General features: G+C 64.4%; 16 protein-coding genes and 1 riboswitch. Of the genes, 8 read left to right on the plus strand and 8 right to left on the minus strand.

Features of this window, described 5'->3' with window-relative positions:
• The first annotated feature begins 29 nt into the window (after positions 1-29).
• Positions 30-1,592 (plus strand): hypothetical protein, encoded by a 1,563-nt coding sequence (locus tag B015_RS0122625; RefSeq protein WP_026227611.1) that lies wholly within the window; start codon positions 30-32, stop codon positions 1,590-1,592.
• Between the two features lie 191 nt (positions 1,593-1,783).
• Here the strand turns inward: B015_RS0122625 and B015_RS33915 are convergent, their stop codons facing one another.
• From B015_RS33915 to B015_RS0122640, 3 genes are all read right to left on the minus strand, one after another.
• Complete coding sequence (locus B015_RS33915) at positions 1,784-2,047, minus strand: CcdB family protein (protein ID WP_245262249.1); 264 nt, start codon at positions 2,045-2,047, stop codon at positions 1,784-1,786.
• Between the two features lie 67 nt (positions 2,048-2,114).
• Positions 2,115-3,926, minus strand: coding sequence for an ABC-F family ATP-binding cassette domain-containing protein (locus B015_RS0122635; protein WP_018430028.1), 1,812 nt, complete (start codon positions 3,924-3,926; stop codon positions 2,115-2,117).
• A gap of 2 nt (positions 3,927-3,928) precedes the next feature.
• Complete coding sequence (locus tag B015_RS0122640; protein WP_018430029.1) at positions 3,929-4,573, minus strand: thiamine diphosphokinase; 645 nt, start codon at positions 4,571-4,573, stop codon at positions 3,929-3,931.
• Positions 4,574-4,670: 97 nt separating this feature from the next.
• Positions 4,671-4,792, plus strand: a riboswitch (TPP riboswitch).
• Positions 4,793-4,836: 44 nt separating this feature from the next.
• Between B015_RS0122640 and thiB the strand changes: the two genes are divergently transcribed.
• The 4 genes from thiB (at position 4,837) to B015_RS0122660 (ending at position 10,094) form a co-directional block, all read left to right on the plus strand.
• Positions 4,837-5,841, plus strand: a complete 1,005-nt coding sequence (thiB, locus tag B015_RS0122645) for a thiamine ABC transporter substrate binding subunit (protein WP_026227612.1) — start codon at positions 4,837-4,839, stop codon at positions 5,839-5,841.
• A 249-nt stretch (positions 5,842-6,090) separates the two neighbouring features.
• On the plus strand, positions 6,091-7,707 hold the full coding sequence (thiP, locus tag B015_RS0122650; RefSeq protein WP_018430031.1) for a thiamine/thiamine pyrophosphate ABC transporter permease: 1,617 nt from the start codon (positions 6,091-6,093) through the stop codon (positions 7,705-7,707).
• Positions 7,704-8,429: a thiamine ABC transporter ATP-binding protein gene (gene thiQ, locus B015_RS0122655; RefSeq protein WP_018430032.1), complete on the plus strand. Its 726-nt coding sequence runs from the start codon at positions 7,704-7,706 to the stop codon at positions 8,427-8,429. The genes thiP and thiQ overlap by 4 nt, the downstream gene beginning before the upstream one ends.
• 189 nt (positions 8,430-8,618) lie before the next feature.
• Entirely contained in the window at positions 8,619-10,094 is a 1,476-nt protein-coding gene (locus B015_RS0122660) for a M48 family metalloprotease (RefSeq protein ID WP_018430033.1), read from the plus strand.
• 7 nt (positions 10,095-10,101) lie between these two features.
• On the opposite strand, the gene B015_RS0122665 is transcribed toward B015_RS0122660, so the two are convergent.
• Positions 10,102-10,971 carry an RNA polymerase factor sigma-32 gene (locus B015_RS0122665; protein ID WP_018430034.1) on the minus strand — a complete coding sequence of 290 codons (870 nt, stop codon included), beginning with the start codon at positions 10,969-10,971 and terminating at the stop codon, positions 10,102-10,104.
• A gap of 259 nt (positions 10,972-11,230) precedes the next feature.
• Here B015_RS0122665 and B015_RS0122670 point away from each other — a divergent pair, with 259 nt between their 5' ends.
• The 3 genes from B015_RS0122670 to B015_RS0122680 all read left to right on the plus strand — a co-directional run bounded on the left by B015_RS0122670 (position 11,231) and on the right by B015_RS0122680 (position 13,587).
• The gene (locus tag B015_RS0122670; RefSeq protein WP_018430035.1) at positions 11,231-12,004 is read left to right on the plus strand and encodes an amino acid ABC transporter substrate-binding protein; all 774 of its coding nucleotides are present in this window, start codon (positions 11,231-11,233) and stop codon (positions 12,002-12,004) included.
• Between the two features lie 135 nt (positions 12,005-12,139).
• Complete coding sequence (locus B015_RS0122675; protein ID WP_026227613.1) at positions 12,140-12,820, plus strand: amino acid ABC transporter permease; 681 nt, start codon at positions 12,140-12,142, stop codon at positions 12,818-12,820.
• Positions 12,817-13,587: an amino acid ABC transporter ATP-binding protein gene (locus tag B015_RS0122680; RefSeq protein ID WP_018430037.1), complete on the plus strand. Its 771-nt coding sequence runs from the start codon at positions 12,817-12,819 to the stop codon at positions 13,585-13,587. The genes B015_RS0122675 and B015_RS0122680 overlap by 4 nt, the downstream gene beginning before the upstream one ends.
• 20 nt (positions 13,588-13,607) lie before the next feature.
• On the opposite strand, the gene B015_RS0122685 is transcribed toward B015_RS0122680, so the two are convergent.
• The 4 genes from B015_RS0122685 to B015_RS0122700 all read right to left on the minus strand — a co-directional run bounded on the left by B015_RS0122685 (position 13,608) and on the right by B015_RS0122700 (position 16,228).
• Entirely contained in the window at positions 13,608-14,165 is a 558-nt protein-coding gene (locus tag B015_RS0122685; RefSeq protein WP_018430038.1) for a cysteine hydrolase family protein, read from the minus strand.
• Positions 14,166-14,420: 255 nt separating this feature from the next.
• Complete coding sequence (locus B015_RS0122690; protein WP_018430039.1) at positions 14,421-15,005, minus strand: CarD family transcriptional regulator; 585 nt, start codon at positions 15,003-15,005, stop codon at positions 14,421-14,423.
• A gap of 353 nt (positions 15,006-15,358) precedes the next feature.
• Positions 15,359-15,697 (minus strand): ferredoxin FdxA, encoded by a 339-nt coding sequence (fdxA, locus tag B015_RS0122695; RefSeq protein ID WP_018430040.1) that lies wholly within the window; start codon positions 15,695-15,697, stop codon positions 15,359-15,361.
• 147 nt (positions 15,698-15,844) lie between these two features.
• A complete protein-coding gene (locus B015_RS0122700; protein ID WP_018430041.1) occupies positions 15,845-16,228 on the minus strand; it encodes an RNA-binding S4 domain-containing protein in 384 nt (127 codons plus the stop codon).
• Positions 16,229-16,232: the final 4 nt, after the last annotated feature.

Here is a 16,232-nt window from a genome sequence, read left to right on the forward strand (position 1 = left end):
CAGGGACGACAAGATAGGTCGACGAGAGAATGGCAGACTTCGTAGCGGTTCTGAAAAAGACGCTTGATGGCATGGGCGACACGACGCCCGCAATGCGGGCACGGGTGTATGACAAGGCCCGCAGCACGATTGCGGCCAAGCTTGCAGCCCTCAATCCGCCGCCGCCCGAAGCGGTCGCTGATCGCCAGAAGAAGGCGCTCGAGGACGCCATCGCGACGGTCGAGGCGGAGTTCACCGCAAAGCCCGTGGAGAACGATCCGCTGGCGGAGCTGGAGAATGTGTTCTCCTCGATCGACCGCAACAAGAACCAGCCCGTCTACACGCCGCGCGCGCCGGAGCCCGAGGTGCGGCGCCCGCTGGCGCCCATGACGCCGACACCCGCTCCGCAGCCGCCGGCACAGCCCAAGGCAACGCCGAGCTACCCGACGCAGGCGCCGGCATCGTCCTACGCACCGCAGGCCCGCGAGGAGCTTTCCGAGTTCGCGGCTGAACATGACGAAGACGACCAGCCCGCCCTGCCGGCCGAGGACGACCAGTTCGAGGCCACCAGGGACGAGGATATCGACCCGTTCCAGGCGACCAGGCAGAAGCCGCGCAAGCGCATCAGCGGCGGTCTGATCGCCGCGACCGTTGCGGTCGCCGTGCTCGGCGTCGGCGGCTATGCGCTGTGGTCGAACCGCGATGCCTTCGTCGGCTCCGGCACCGACAAACCCGCCGAGACGCCGGCACCGGCCAACGAGGCGACGACGCCTCCGCCCGCCAACGGCACGCAGAACGCCCAGGCGCCGGCCAATGGCGAGCCGGGCAAGTTCACCCAGCGCATGACGCAGGACGGCAAGGAGGTCGATCCCGGCCCGGCCAGCGGCACCAACGGCGTTGGCGAAGGCACTTCGGTAGCAGCCCTGACACAGCCGCCCGCACCGGCCCCGGCGACCACGCCTGAGCCCGCTGCGGCGACGCCAACCACCCCCGCAACACCTGCCACCCCGCCGGCGGCCGGCGCAACGACGCCTCCCGCAAGCGAGAACGCGCCTGTCGCGGTCGGCCAGAAGGCCATCTTCTATGAAGAGCGCACCAATGTGGCGCAAGGCTCGGCCGAGCAGGGCTCCGTCGTCTGGACCGTGGTCCAGGAATCGCCCGGCGGCGACCTGCCGCCCGAACCGGCAATCCGCGCCGAGGCGACGATTCCAGGCAAGGACATCCAGCTGCGCATGACCATCCGCCGCAACGCCGACAAGACGCTGCCGGCGAGCCACATCCTCGAGATGATCTTCCTGACGCCAGACGGCTTCGAGGGCGGCGGCATCGAAAACATCCTGCGCGTGGCGCTGAAAAGCTCCGAACAGGACGCCGGCAGCCCGCTGCTCGGCATTCCCGCCAAGATTGCCGACGGCTTTTTCCTTGTTGCGCTCAACGACAACAAGGCCGAGGTCGACGCCAATTTGAACCTTCTGCGCCGGCAGAGCTGGATCGACGTGCCCGTCGTCTACAAGTCGGGCCGCCGTGCCTTGTTCACTATGGAAAAGGGCATCCCCGGCGACAAGGTCTTTGAAGACGCGATGAAGGCCTGGCAGGCCAAGGAAGCGGGCTAAAGCCCTTCGGGCTGCATGCAATCAAGCGGCTGACGCGGGAGGCTCCCGCGTCAGAAGCACTGGAACAGCAGGTCCAGGGCGGCTACAGCCTCGTCATGGTGCTCAGCCAGATTTCCTGCGATTCTCCCAAATCGGAAACGGCATCTGCGCTGATGTGGTGTGCTGCCACCACGACCTTGCGGCCACCGATCTCAAAAACCGGATTGAGCTTCCTGATCGGCGGGGATTTCTGCCGCTCGCAAGAGCGGCGGCACCACACGCGATTTCAGACGATCAAGCAGGTTCGTCTGCAAATCCAACAGGTAGCCGCCTTCATAAGGGCCAACGAACAGGTCGTATCTGGCAATCAGAACATCCGATATTTGGCCAGGAGCAACCCGTTCTTGCCGACATGGTCGTTCCAGGCATCCAGGGTTGCCTGGTTCTCGACATTCCAAAGCAGCGTCGATGGTCACATTCGTCGGCTTGCGGACACGCTTGGGAGCTCCGCGGCATGGCGGGCACGCATAGGGCGTGCGAGCCTTAGCCTTCGAGCTCCTCGCGCAGCATCTCCAGCTCCAGCCATTCTTCCTCGAGGGCTGTGAGCGTCGCCCGCTCCTTATCGAGGGCGGCGATGGTCTTCTGGAAGCCGTGGGGATCACGTTCATAGAAGGCCGGGTCGGCGATCTGATTTTCCAGCCGCGAGATCGATGCCGTCACCGCTTCCATCTTCTTCGGCAGATTCTCGAGCGCGAATTTCTGCTTGAAGGACAGCTTCTTGGCCGGTCCCTTCGGAGCGTCGGGCTCGCTGCGTACCGCATTCGCCTCGCCATTCGCCTTGCGTGACTTGCGGTCGTCGAGCTTGGTGCCGCCGCGCTGGGCCAGCATGTCGGCATAGCCGCCGGCATATTCGACCCATTTGCCGTCGCCGTCGGGCGCAATGATGCTGGTCACCGTGCGGTCGAGGAAATCGCGATCGTGGCTGACCAGGATGACGGTTCCGGCAAAGCCTGCGACCAGTTCCTGCAGCAGTTCCAGCGTCTCCATGTCGAGATCGTTGGTCGGTTCGTCGAGCACCAGCAAATTGGCCGGACGAGCAAGCACGCGCGCCAGGATCAGCCGGGCGCGCTCGCCGCCCGAGAGCTCGCGCACCGGCGTGCGCGCCTGTTCGGGTTTGAACAGGAAGTCCTTCATGTAGGAGACGACGTGGCGCTGCTCGCCGTTGATGACGAGGTTCTCGCCGCGCCCGTCGGTCAGGTAGCTGGACAGCGTCTCGTTCGGATCGACCGCTTCACGCTTCTGGTCGAGGGTTGCGATCTCGAGATTGACGCCAAGCCGCACAGTGCCGGCATCTGGGTCAAGCTCGCCGGTCAGCATCTTGAGCAATGTCGTCTTGCCGGCGCCGTTCGGCCCGACAAGGCCGACGCGGTCGCCGCGCTGGATGCGGGTCGAGAAGCCCTTGACCACGGTCAGGTCGCCGAAGCTCTTTTCGATGTTCTTGGCCTCGATGACCAGCTTGCCGGACTCGGCAGCATCGCTCGCCACCATCGTCGCCACGCCCTCGGCGCCGCGATGGCTGCGGAATTTCTGGCGCATCGACTGAAGCTCGCCTAGCCGGCGCATGTTGCGCTTGCGGCGCGCCGTCACGCCATAGCGCAGCCAGTGCTCCTCGCGCACGATCTGGCGGCCGAGCTTGTGCTGGTCGCGCTCTTCCTCCTCGAGGATTTGATCGCGCCACTCCTCGAAATGGGCAAAGCCACGGTCGAGCCGGCGCGTCTGGCCGCGATCGAGCCACACCGTGTTGCGGCTGACGCGCTCGAGGAAACGGCGGTCGTGCGAGATCAGGATCAGCGCCGACGAGGTACGGATGAGCTCTTCTTCCAGCCACTCGATGACGGAGAGATCGAGATGGTTGGTCGGCTCGTCGAGCAGCAGGATATCGGGCTCGGGCGCCATGACGCGGGCAAGTGCCGCGCGGCGGGCCTCGCCACCGGAGAGATCACCCGGGCGCTCCTCGCCCGTCAGGCCGAGATGGTCGAGCAGGTAGGTGGCGCGGTGACTGTCGTCGGCCGGTCCGAGTCCAGCCTCGACATAGGCCCGCACACTGGCGAAGCCGTCCATGTCAGGGGCTTGCGGCAGGTAGCGGATCGTCGCCGAAGGCTGGCGAAACACCTCGCCATCGGTCGGCTCGACCATGCCGGCGGCAATCTTGAGCAGCGTCGACTTGCCCGAGCCGTTGCGGCCGACGAGCGCGATCTTGTCGCCTGATGATGCGGAAAGTGCCGCGCCGTCGAGCAGCGGCACGCCGCCAAAGGTCAGCCGGATGGCGTCGAGATTGAGAAGCGGTGGCGCCATGATCAGAATTCCGGAGCGGGATAGGGGTGAGCGACAAGCAGGGCGCGGCCGCTGCCGAGCGAAATCCTGAGGGTGCCCTGGACTTCGTTGGAGAGGGTGAGCGACGAACCGAACGGTACCTCGACGCTGTCGAGCAACCACTTGGCGCCTTCCTCGGTAAGGCCGGTCAACGCCGAGAAGGCGAGCACCGAAAACATCGTGCCGTCGTCGTAATCGAAGCTTGCCGTACCGGGAAGAAGCGGCACGCCTTCCTGATGGCCGCTGCTCAGCACGACTTCGGTGCCGCCTTCGGCGAGACGAAGCGCCAGCGCGAAATGGAGAAAGGCATGGTCGGACCGGGCGCCACCGAAGGCACCGACGAGCACGAGCGATGTCGCTCCACGCTCCAGCGCGGCCGAAATTGCCAACTCGCCGTCGGTCTTGTTCTTTTCGGCGGGAAACACCTCGCGCGGCACTGCGGCGAAAGCAGGATCGAGCTCAGCCGGGGCCGAGTCGAAATCGCCGAGCCAGAGCTCCGGCATCAGGCCCAACGTCGCCGCGTGGCGGATGCCGGAATCGGCCGCGATGACGCGGCTGCCCGCGACCTGGCGGTCGAGGCGCGGCGTCCGCAGTAGCTCGCCGCCGAGAAGGATGGTGAACCGGCTCATGCCGAGGCCATTACCAGCCCGGCGGCCGAAACGGAAGGCCGGCGAGCAGCGCTGAAACTTGGGCTTGCACCGCCCCTTCGCCGGCTCTATTCCTTGGATCGCTCTAACGGGGTGCCTGTCACGCGCAAGCGGGGCCGGCTGAGAGGCATGGAGAGTTCCGGCCAACCCGCTGAACCTGATCCGGTTTGTACCGGCGGAGGGATTAGATGCTTCGGACGCCCGGCGCTTCAAATTCCCTTTCAACACCAATGAAGGAGGCGCTGATGCGCTCGCTGATCCTATCCCTGACTTCCGCCCTGGCGATGGCCGCTGCAGCCTTCCCGGCCTCGGCCGAGGGAAAACTCACCATCTACACCTATGAGAGCTTCACCTCTGAATGGGGCCCCGGCCCGCAGGTGAAAAAGGCCTTCGAAGCCGAATGCGCCTGCACGGTCGATTTCGTCTCGGTCGCCGACGGCGTCGCCCTTCTCAACCGCGTCAAGCTCGAAGGCGCCTCGACCAAGGCCGACATCGTGCTTGGCCTCGACACCAACCTGACGACCGAAGCGAAGGCCACCGGCCTGTTTACACCACACGGTGCTGCCGGCGCCGACGTCAAGGTTCCGGGCGACTGGAAGGACGACACCTTCGTGCCCTACGACTACGGCTACTTCGCCGTCGTCTATGACACCGAAAAGCTGAAGAACCCGCCCAAGAGCCTGAAGGAACTTGTCGAGGGCAATCCGGAAGAAAAGATCGCCATCCAGGACCCGCGCACCTCGACACCAGGTCTCGGCCTTCTGCTCTGGGTCAAGTCGGTCTATGGCGACAAAGCGCCGGAAGCCTGGACCAAGCTCAAGGGCCGCGTGCTGACGGTGACGCCGGGCTGGAGCGAGGCCTATGGCCTGTTCACCAAGGGCGAAGCGCCGATGGTTCTGTCCTACACCACTTCGCCGGCCTACCACATGGTCGCCGAGAACACCGAGCGTTACCAGGCCGCATCCTTCGAGGAAGGCCATTACCTGCAGATCGAGGTGGCCGGCATCACCACAACGGGCGCCAAGAACCCGCTGGCCGAAAAGTTCATGGCCTTCATGACCGGCCCCGGCTTCCAGGACGCGGTCCCCGAGACCAACTGGATGCTGCCCGCCGGCAAGACCGACAAGCCGCTCAACCCCGCTTTCGACAAGCTGGTGAAGCCGGCAAAGACACTGATCTTCAGCGCCGATGAAGTGGCTGCCAATCGCAAGGCCTGGGTCGACGAGTGGCTCGGCGTGATGAGCAAATAAGGCCCGAAAGGCTCGAACGTGACCACCCTACGTTGCCCCCCTCTGTCCTGCCGGACATCTCCCCCACAAGGGGGGAGATTGGCAGTTGCGCGGCCTTTGCCAATCACGACGGTGACAGAAGAAGCGGCAACGGTGAGGCAACTGATCTCCCCCCTTGTGGAGGAGATGTCCGGCAGGACAGAGGGGGGCAACGTAGAGTACAGCGTAGCCGCTCTGCGTCATGCACGCTCCAAACGCGTCTAGCCCGGCATGCGCATTCCCCCCACCGACTCTCGCATCATAGCCGGCATCCTTGCGCTGGTGGCCATCGGCATGCTGATCGGTGGCGCATTCGTCGGGCTCGGCATCGAGGCCTGGCGCAATCCCGAAGGCGCCTATGCCGCCTTCGACAGCTACCTTTTTCGCGTCGCGCGTTTCACCATCTGGCAGGCGCTGCTGTCGATGCTGCTGTCGGTGGCCCCGGCAATCCTCGTCGCCCGCGCGCTTGCCCGCCATCCCGCTTTTCCCGGCCGTGGGCTGATCCTGCGCCTGTTTGCCGTGCCGCTGGCACTCCCGGCGATCGTCGCCGCACTCGGCATTCTCACGCTTTACGGCCGTGCCGGTTACTTCGCCGCTCCATTGAGCGCACTGAGCGGAGGCACATGGCCGGGCGTCTATGGTCTGTCCGGCATCCTGGTCGCGCATGTGTTCTTCAACATGCCACTGGCGACGCGGCTTTTGCTGGAGGCGCTGCAGACCGTGCCATCAGACCAGTGGCGGTTGGCGAGCCAGCTTGGCATGGGGGCGCGCGCCAGCTTCCGACTGATCGAATGGCCGGCGGTACGTGCGGCCCTCCCCGGCGTTGCCGGGCTGGTGTTCATGCTCTGCGTCACCTCCTTCACCATTGTGCTGACGCTCGGCGGCGGACCGGCGGCAACCACGCTGGAGGTGGCTATCTACCAGGCTCTGCGCTTCGACTTCGACCCTGCGCGGGCTGTCGCCCTGACGCTGCTTCAGATCGGCTTGACCGCGGGGATCGTGCTCACCCTGATGCGGCTCGGCGCCAACACCACTGGCGACGCCAATCTGTCGGTGGCGCGGCGCAGCTACATCGAGGCCGGGCCAGGCGAAAAGGTCCTGAACATCGTGGTGATAGTGGCCGCCCTCGTCTTCGTTGGCGGGCCGATGGCAGCAACAGTGGTGTCGGGTCTCGAAGCCGACCTCGCCCGCCTTGCCACCGAAGCGTCGGTTCATCGCGCCACGCTGACCAGCCTTGTCTTCGCCTCGATCTCGGCAACGCTGGCCTGCGCTCTTTCGCTATCGCTCGTCATGGCCCGGCGGGTTCTCGCCACCTCCAGATCCGACGGCAAGGGATCGCTGCTCGAGCGGCTGACCGACACCGGCGCCGGCTTCGTGCTGGTGGTGCCGCCTGTCGTTGTCGGCGCAGGCTGGTTCGTGCTGGTGCGGCAGTCAGTCGATGTCTTCGCGCTCGCGCCCTTCATGGTGGTGACCGTCAATGCCGTCATGGCGATGCCCTTTGCCGTGCGCGCCATCCGCCCGGCCCACGACGCGGCGGCCGAGCGCCATGAATGGCTCTGCGCGCAGCTCGGCATTTCCGGCTGGAACCGGCTGCGGCTGATCGACTGGCCGGTGTTGCGGCGGCCGCTCGCGACAGCGTTTGCCTTTGCCACAGCGCTTTCGCTCGGCGATCTCGGCGTCATCGCACTGTTCGGCAGCGACGCCGTGCAGACGCTGCCCTATCTTCTGCTCGCCCGCATGGGCAGCTACCGCACCGCGGACGCAGCCGGCCTGGCACTGATGCTCGGGCTCCTGTGCCTTGCCTTGATGATGCTGGCCGACCGCCTCGGCAAGGAGACCTCCAGATGACGGCAAAAGGCGAGGCGGTGCAGCTCGACCGCATGGTGTTCAGCTATGGCGAGACCATGGTAGCCTTCGACACGACCTTCGCGGCAGGCGAGATCACCGCGATCATGGGCCCGAGCGGCGCGGGCAAGTCGACGCTTCTCAATCTCGTCGCCGGCTTCGAGACACCGCGCGAAGGGCGTGTGCTGATCGGCGGCGCCGACGTCAGCTGCGCACCGCCCTCGGCACGCCCCGTGTCCATGGTGTTCCAGGAGAACAATCTTTTCGCCCATCTCGACATCGCCAGGAACGTCGGGCTCGGCCGCTCGCCCTCGCTACGGCTCTCGGCCCACGACCGCATGGACGTCGCCGAAGCGCTGGCGCGAGTAGGCCTTGCCGGCATGGAGCAGCGGCTGCCCCGCGAGCTGTCAGGCGGCGAGCGCCAGCGGGTGGCACTTGCCCGCGTTCTGGTGCGCGACCGCCCGGTGCTGCTGCTGGACGAACCGTTTGCCTCGCTTGGTCCAGCCTTGCGCGCCGACATGCTGGAGCTGGTGGTCAGCGTTCATGCCGAACGCCAGATGACCGTGCTTTTCGTGACACACCAGCCGGAAGACGCGCGAAAACTGGCGCAAAACATGGTTTTTGTCGAAGCCGGCGCCATTGTGGCTACCGGCAAGACACCTGATTTCTTTGATGAATCTGGACCCGAGGCGTTCCGCCGCTATATCGGAGACGAAAGGCGATGACATAATCACGGCACATTGCCCGGAAGCCGACATAATTTACGGTCAAATCGCCGCACAAGTGAAACAAGACTTGTTGTGTCGGCAAGGGGAGTATGGCTAGGTCCATGCTATGCCCGCGGGTACTGCTTCGCCTCTGCCCGGACCTGAAAGGAACCTGCCCTGCCTACCCGCCGCCATGGCCATATCGAGATGAGCACGCCCCGCCGCACGCGACTAGCCCTCGCGGTTGCGCTGTCGGCGTTTGTCGCCGGCTGCCAGCCGTTCAACTCGAGCGACCTGCGCGAACAGGGCTTCCAGCCGTCCAACAATCCGGTGACGGTCGACAATGTAACGCGCAACGACAAGCTGGCCGAGATCGCCAAGGCACAGCACCCACGCATTCTCGCCACCTATGGCGGCGAATATTCGGACCCCAAGCTTGAGCGCATGGTCGCCAAGGTCGTCGGCAGCCTGACGACGGTTTCGGACAATCCGAACCAGACCTATCGCATCACCATCCTGAATTCGCCCAACGTCAACGCCTTCGCGCTGCCGGGCGGCTATCTCTACGTAACCCGCGGCCTCCTGGCTCTCGCCAACGATTCGGCCGAGCTCGCCGCCGTCATCGCCCACGAGATGGGCCATGTGACCGCAAACCATGGCGTCCAGCGCCAGCAGAAGGAAGCCGAGGAAGTGCTGGCGACCAAGGTCGTCACCGACGTGCTCGGCGAAAGCCCCACCGCCAAGGCGGCATTGATCCGAGGCAAGCTCAGGCTGGCGCAGTTCTCGCGCAACCAGGAGCTCGAGGCCGACGGCATCGGCATCAAGATGAGCGGCCAGGCCGGCTATGATCCGTTCGCCGCCGGACGCTTCCTGCAGTCGATGGCCGCCTACAGCGACCTGCGCTCGGTCAGTGGCGCCACCGACGCCAGCCTCGACTTCCTGGCGAGCCACCCCAACGCACCGCAGCGCATCGACCTGGCGCAGCGCCATGCCCGCCAGTTCGGCGCACCTGGCATCGGCAAGCGCGACCGCGATTCCTTCCTGGCCGGCATCGACGGGCTTTTGTTCGGCGACACGCCAGATGAAGGCTACGTGCGCGGCACGACCTTCCTGCATCCGAAGCTCGGCATTTCCTTCTCGGTGCCGCAGGGCTTCGTCATCGACAATACGGCCGCCGCCGTCACTGCAACCGGCCCGGGCAACATGGCCATCCGCTTCGACGGCGTGACCATCGACAGCAGGCTGTCGCTGTCCGACTACGTTCGCAGCGGCTGGGTGGCCGGGCTCGATTCGGCCACGGTGCGCACCGAGACGATCAATGGCAACGAAGCCGCCTTCGCTCGCGCCAGCGCCGAAGGCTGGCAGTTCGACATCGTGGTGATCCGCGCCGGCGCCCAGGTCTATCGCCTGCTGACGGCGGCCCCCACCGCCAGCACCGATCTCGACAGCGTTGCGCGCACGGTTAGCTCCAGCTTCCACGTCATGACCCCGGCGGAGAAGGCAGCGCTCAAGCCGCTGCGCATCCGCGTCGTCACGGTTCAGCCGGGCCAGACCATGGGTTCGCTTGCCGCTGGCATGGTCGGCGTCGACCGCAAGCTCGATCTGTTCAGGGTGTTGAACGGCCTCGCGCCAGGCGCCACCGTTTCGGTCGGCGACAAGGTCAAGGTCATTACCGACAGGTAGTTTCAGCTCAGGCTGCCAGGAAAGCGGCGTTCTGCTTCACCAAGGCCGAACGCAGCTTTTCCATGGCGCGCGTCTCGATCTGGCGAACGCGCTCCTTGGAGATGCCAAGCGACGTGCCGAGTTCCTCCAGCGTGGCGCCCTCCTCGGTCAGGCGGCGCTCCTCGATGATCTGCAGCTCACGGGCGTTGAGAACGCCGAGCGCGTCGCGCAGCCAATGGGTGCGCCGCTCAACGTCGATCGCCTCGCCCACCAGTTCGTCCGGCAGCGGATCTTCTGATACCAGCAGGTCCATGCGCTCGCCGGTGTCGCCGTCTTCGTTGAGCGGCGCGTTGAGCGAGGTGTCAGGCACCGAAAGCCGCATGTCCATCATGGCGACGTCGGCCTCCGACACGCCGAGCGCCAACGAAATCTCATGATAGGCCGCCGCACCACCCAGCGGACCGCCACCCTGGGCGAGCCGCGCACGCATACGCCTGAGGTTGAAGAACAGCGACTTCTGCGCCGAGCTCGTGCCACCCCGGACGATCGACCAGTTGCGCAGGATGTAGTCCTGCATCGATGCGCGGATCCACCAGGTGGCATAGGTCGAGAAGCGGACGTCGCGTTCGGGGTCGAACCGGGCAGCAGCCTCGAGCAGGCCGACATGGCCTTCCTGGATCAGGTCGCCCAGAGGCAAGCCGTAGCGGCGGAACTTGACCGCCATCGCGATCACCAGCCGCATGTGGGCGGTGGCGATTCGGTCCAGGGCGGCCTCGTCGTGCTGTTCCTTCCACCGCACGGCAAGTGCGATCTCTTCGCTCTTTTCGAGATAAGGTGCGCGCGATGCGGCCCTCAGCATCATCTGCTCGCCGGCCAATCCTGCCCGATCCATGCCCATGACACAGTCTCTCGATGCGTTGCCTAGCTGACGCGGCCTCCGCCATCAAATGCGGTCCCGCACGGCAAATAACGCGGCATCGCAGCGAATGTTCCGCACTGCAAAACGGGCCGAAACCGGGAGGTGGATTGAAATTCCAAGATGACGCCATATTTGAAATTCCATTCCTTATGCCGATCAGGCGCTTCTGACAGATTGCCGCCAATCACAACGCTCCCGGCCCAAACGCGGCCGGTCTAAGAAATCGGGATCACAGACCATGAACTGGTTGAAATCGCTGGCCGTTGCCGCAACGCTCCAGATCGCAGCCGTAGCCGCCGCTCATGCCGGCGAGAACCTCGACCAGATCAAGTCTGCCGGAGTGTTCAAGATCGGCACCGAGGGCACCTATGCGCCCTTCACCTATCACGACGCCTCGGGCGCGCTCGTCGGCTTCGACGTCGAGATCGGCAAGGAGATCGCCAAGCGCCTCGGCGTCAAGGCAGAGTTCCTGGAAGGCAAGTGGGACGGCCTGATCGCCGGCATCGACGCCAAGCGTTATGACGCCGTCATCAACCAGGTCGGCATCACCGAGGCGCGCAAGGCGAAATACGACTTCTCCGAGCCCTATATCGCCTCCAAGGCCGTGCTCATCGTCAGCGGCAAGAACGCCGACATCAAGGACTTTGCCGACCTCAAGGGCAAGAAGTCGGCTCAGTCGCTGACCAGCAACTTCGGCAAGATCGCCGAGAAGAATGGCGCAGAGCTGGTCGGCACCGACGGCTTCGACCAGTCGATCCAGCTGGTGCTGAACGGCCGCGCCGACGCCACCATCAACGACAGCCTGTCCTTCTACGACTTCAAGAAGCACAAGCCCGATGCCGACGTGAAGATCGTGGCCGAGGAAGAGAAGGCCGACTATTCCGGCGTGATCGTACGCAAGGGCGACCCGGAGCTGGTGGCGGCAATCAACAAGGCGCTGGCCGAGATCAAGGCCGACGGCACCTACAAGAAGATTTCCGAGACCTATTTCGGCGCTGACGTCTCGCAGTAAGCGGTCCTCCCCCAAAAAGGGGCGGCGGGCCATCAGGCGGCCGCCCTTTTTCAGTTTCTTCATTTTTCCCAATGAACTCGCCCGGAAAATCTGCGATTTTCCGGGCTCGTCTATTGTGGGGAGGGAGCATTCATCTTGCCACACTGGCTTCAACTGATGCTGGATTCGCTTGGCCCGCTGCTGTGGGCCGCGCTCGTCTTCACCGCGCCACTCACGCTGCTGTCATTCGCCCTCGGCCTGACCGTCGGGCTGGGCGCAGCCCTTGCCCGGCTGTTTGGCCCTGGCTGGCTATCGGCCATCGTGCGCTTCTATGTCTGGATCATCCGCGGCACGCCGCTTCTTGTGCAGCTGTTCCTGATCTTCTACGGCCTGCCCAGCATCGGCATCGTACTCGACGCCTTCCCGGCGGCCCTCATCGGCTTCACGCTCAACATCGGCGCCTATTCCTCCGAGATCATCCGCGCCGTCATCACTTCGGTGCCCAAGGGCCAGTGGGAAGCGGCCTATTCGATCGGCATGACCTGGAGCCAGGCGATGCGGCGCACCATCCTGCCGCAGGCGGCGCGCGTGGCGGTACCGCCGCTCTCCAACACCTTTATCTCACTGGTCAAGGACACCTCGCTTGCCGCCGCCATCACCGTGCCGGAGATGTTCCAGGCGGCCCAACGCATCGTCGCCACCACCTACGAGCCGCTCATCCTCTACGTCCAGGCGGCGATCCTCTACCTCGCCATGAGCTCGGTGCTGTCTGCCCTGCAGGTCAGGCTTGAAAAGCGGCTCAACCGCTATGGCGGCTTCCTGGAGGCGCGCACATGATCGGCCTGTCGCACATCGTCAAGCGTTTTGGCGACAACACCGTCATCAGGGACGTGTCGGTCGACATCAGGGAAGGCAGCGTGACCGCGCTCGTCGGCCCCTCGGGCGGCGGCAAGAGCACGCTGCTGCGCTGTATCAACCTGTTGGAAATACCAACCTCGGGCACGGTGCGTGTCGGCGACGACGCCATCGAGTTCAAGCCTGATGTCAAGGTCGCGACCAGGACCATCCAGCAGCTGCGCCGCCAGACTGGCATGGTGTTCCAGAACTTCCAGCTGTTCCCGCATCGCACGGCAATCGAAAACGTCATGGAAGGCCTTGTCACCGTGCTGAAATGGCCGGAAGCAAAGGCCCGCGAACGGGCGGCATCTCTGCTCGACAAAGTCGGCATGTCGCACAAGGCCGACGCCTGGCCGGCAACGCTTTCGGGCGGTCAGCAGCAGCGGGTGGCGATCGCCCGCGCACTTGCCCCCTCGCCCAAGGTGCTGCTCTGCGACGAGCCGACTTCGGCGCTCGACCCCGAACTGGCGCAGGAAGTGGTCGACGTGCTCAACAAGCTCGCCAGCGAAGGCACCACCATGGTGATGGCGACGCATGACCTCAGGCTTGCCTCCAAGGTGGCACAGGAAGTGGTCTTCCTCGAAGCCGGCTCGATTGTCGAGCAGGGCCCGGCAACCGAAGTCTTCGGCAGCCCGAAGCATGAGCGCACCAGGCGCTTCATCGCCTCGATCACGCACCAGCACGGCAAAGGCGGCGGCGAGGGCTGAAGCCCCGCGCCAACCAGTCGTCAGAACGAGATTTCGGCCGCCCGGCGGACTTCGATCACGGCATTGCCGGCGTCAAAGCCGTCGAGTGTCTCGTTGTGGTGGGCAATGATGTCGACATGGGCAAGATTTGCCGAGTCGGCGGTCGTGTGGCCATCGGCGACCAGCGTGACGTCATAGCCGAGCGACACGGCGCGCCGCACCGTCGTGTCGACGCAGAACTGGGTCATGCAACCGCCGACGACCAGATGGGAGATCCCCAGCGCCTCGAGCCGGATGACCAGCTCCGTCTCGTGAAACGAGTCCGAACTCTTCTTGCGAACCAGAACATCGCCAGGCTGCGGCGCAAGTTCCGGCCGAACTTGCCAACCCTCGGTCCCGACCGCCAGCCGGTGACCATCAGGGCCGTCATGCTGGATGACGACGACCGGCACGCCGGAGGCTCGCGCCTTGTTCTGGAGATTACGCAGCCTGGCCACCACCTCTTCGAGCGCGGCGTCGATGACGGGCTGTCGCCCGGCCGTCCCCTTGTCCTTGAGGATCGCATTCTGCACGTCGATGATAAGAAGCGCCTTGCCCATCTGCTGTCCCGTCCCGAACCGGCCATGTTTAGCCTCGGATACAGCAAATCCACCCGTCTCCCTAGCGCCCCCAAAACAAAAGCTGCCTGAGGGCCCCAAGCATGTCAGCAACTCAACCAAGCACAGGCTGCCGGCAGTGAACCAAGTGTTTTCAGGCCTGGAGGCCTCAAGGCAGGGCGCGCAACAATCCCTCACCCCACAAACAAAAAACCCGGCCATTGGCCGGGTTTTTCATAATGGAACTGCAAAGCCTGATCAGGCAGCTTCTTCCTGCTCGGCGTCGGCTTCCTCATTGTCGGCCTTGGTACCGCGCTTCGGACCCTTGTTGAGGTTGGTCTCGATGAGACGAACGGCCTCGGTCTCCGACATGCGGTTCACGGCAGCGATCTCGCGGGCCATGCGGTCGAGCGCGGCTTCATAAAGCTGGCGCTCGGAATAAGACTGCTCCGGCTGGTTGTCGGCACGGTAGAGGTCGCGCACGACTTCCGAAATCGAGATCAGGTCGCCGGAATTGATCTTTGCATCATATTCCTGCGCACGGCGCGACCACATGGTGCGCTTGACGCGCGCGCGGCCCTGCACGACCTTCAAAGCGCGATCGACATAGTCAGTCTCCGACAGTTTGCGCATGCCGATGGAGGTCGCCTTGGCGACCGGCACCTTGAGGCGCATCTTGTCCTTCTGGAAATCGATCACGAACAGTTCAAGCTTGTGTCCCGCCACTTCCTGCTCGTCGATGGATACGATCTGGCCGACGCCATGCGCCGGGTAGACGATATACTCGCCGGTCTTGAAACCGTGACGTGCTGCGGATTTCTTCTGCGGGATGGAAGTTGCCATACGCCCTGAACTCCTTCTTTAACACCGACCCGCCGAGGCCGGCTAACGAGGGTGGCCGCTAACGCGACCTTGTGCCGCACGACAATCGACCCCCATTCGGAGAGCTTGGACCGGCAACAGCAAAAAACTGTAAACGCCGTCCCAGATTGCTCTGGTCCGAAATGGGGTTGTCACCTTTCAGTGAAATAGGCTTCGCGCCATGATCGACGTTGTGTCACCGGCATGTTGACCAAGCCCTAACACAAAAAGTCGCAAGAATCAAGGTTTTGCTGCATACGCGAACACCGGCCCGCGTCAAGTCACGACTGCGGTGCGCAAACTTGTCGATGTGGCGCCCCGGGGCGCCGCAGCCTTCAGTTGCCTTCGCCGGGCTCGGCCGAGAAGTACTGCTCGAACTTGCCTTCGACGCCGTCGAACTCTTTTGCCTCGGGCAGCTCAGGCTTCTTGACGGTCAGGTTCGGCCACTTGCTGGCGTATTCGGTATTGATCTGGAGCCACTTGTCCAGGCCCGGCTCGGTGTCCGGCTTGATGGCGTCAGCCGGGCATTCCGGCTCGCAGACGCCGCAGTCGATGCACTCGTCGGGATGGATGACGAGCATGTTCTCGCCTTCGTAGAAGCAATCGACCGGACAGACCTCGACGCAATCGGTGTACTTGCACTTGATGCAATTGTCGGTGACGACGTAGGTCATGCGGTAGGCTCCGGGACTTCCCGTACGGGCGAACTTTGACGGTGAGGTAGACCCTTTGTCGGGCTCTTGCAAGGGCGGCCATTGCGCGCAAGGCCGCCTTGGCGGAACGACTTTCTCATCTTGGCCCAGTTCGGCTCAGATGATGCTTCAATCGCCCCGCAAGCGGTCGGTGGCGCGGCGTTCACGCTTGGTCGGCCGACCGCTTCCGGCCTCGCGCAGCGGCGGCAGCGCATCGGGTGGAGCCTCGCCCTTGGGCGTTGGCGCCGGCGACAGGTCTTCATAGAGCCGCCTCGCCTCTTCGGCTGGGCCGCGCCGGTCACCCGGCAGCGTCACCTTGTAGACCAGGATACGACGGTCGAGCGTTATGGTCAGCACATCGCCGGTCTTGACGATGTCGGATGCCTGGTCGAGCTTCTGGCCGTTCAGCCTGACACCGCCGCCCTGCACCAGCTTGGCCGCCAGCGACCGCGACTTGACCGCGCGCGAGAAGAACAGCCACTTGTCGATGCGCTGTCTTCCCTCGCCGGCCAAGTGG

It is taken from the genome of Hoeflea sp. 108 (assembly GCF_000372965.1).
In the GTDB taxonomy this organism is placed as follows: Bacteria; Pseudomonadota; Alphaproteobacteria; order Rhizobiales; family Rhizobiaceae; genus Aminobacter.

What these genes read in the sequence shown, in the direction of transcription:
- B015_RS0122625 (WP_026227611.1), top strand. Translation starts at nt 30, where the DNA reads ATGGCAGACTTCGTAGCGGTTCTGAAAAAGACGCTTGATGGCATGGGC.
- B015_RS0122635 (WP_018430028.1), bottom strand. Translation starts at nt 3,926, where the DNA reads ATGGCGCCACCGCTTCTCAATCTCGACGCCATCCGGCTGACCTTTGGC.
- B015_RS0122640 (WP_018430029.1), bottom strand. Translation starts at nt 4,573, where the DNA reads ATGAGCCGGTTCACCATCCTTCTCGGCGGCGAGCTACTGCGGACGCCG.
- thiB (WP_026227612.1), top strand. Translation starts at nt 4,837, where the DNA reads ATGCGCTCGCTGATCCTATCCCTGACTTCCGCCCTGGCGATGGCCGCT.
- thiP (WP_018430031.1), top strand. Translation starts at nt 6,091, where the DNA reads ATGCGCATTCCCCCCACCGACTCTCGCATCATAGCCGGCATCCTTGCG.
- thiQ (WP_018430032.1), top strand. Translation starts at nt 7,704, where the DNA reads ATGACGGCAAAAGGCGAGGCGGTGCAGCTCGACCGCATGGTGTTCAGC.
- B015_RS0122660 (WP_018430033.1), top strand. Translation starts at nt 8,619, where the DNA reads ATGAGCACGCCCCGCCGCACGCGACTAGCCCTCGCGGTTGCGCTGTCG.
- B015_RS0122665 (WP_018430034.1), bottom strand. Translation starts at nt 10,971, where the DNA reads ATGGGCATGGATCGGGCAGGATTGGCCGGCGAGCAGATGATGCTGAGG.
- B015_RS0122670 (WP_018430035.1), top strand. Translation starts at nt 11,231, where the DNA reads ATGAACTGGTTGAAATCGCTGGCCGTTGCCGCAACGCTCCAGATCGCA.
- B015_RS0122680 (WP_018430037.1), top strand. Translation starts at nt 12,817, where the DNA reads ATGATCGGCCTGTCGCACATCGTCAAGCGTTTTGGCGACAACACCGTC.
- B015_RS0122685 (WP_018430038.1), bottom strand. Translation starts at nt 14,165, where the DNA reads ATGGGCAAGGCGCTTCTTATCATCGACGTGCAGAATGCGATCCTCAAG.
- B015_RS0122690 (WP_018430039.1), bottom strand. Translation starts at nt 15,005, where the DNA reads ATGGCAACTTCCATCCCGCAGAAGAAATCCGCAGCACGTCACGGTTTC.
- fdxA (WP_018430040.1), bottom strand. Translation starts at nt 15,697, where the DNA reads ATGACCTACGTCGTCACCGACAATTGCATCAAGTGCAAGTACACCGAT.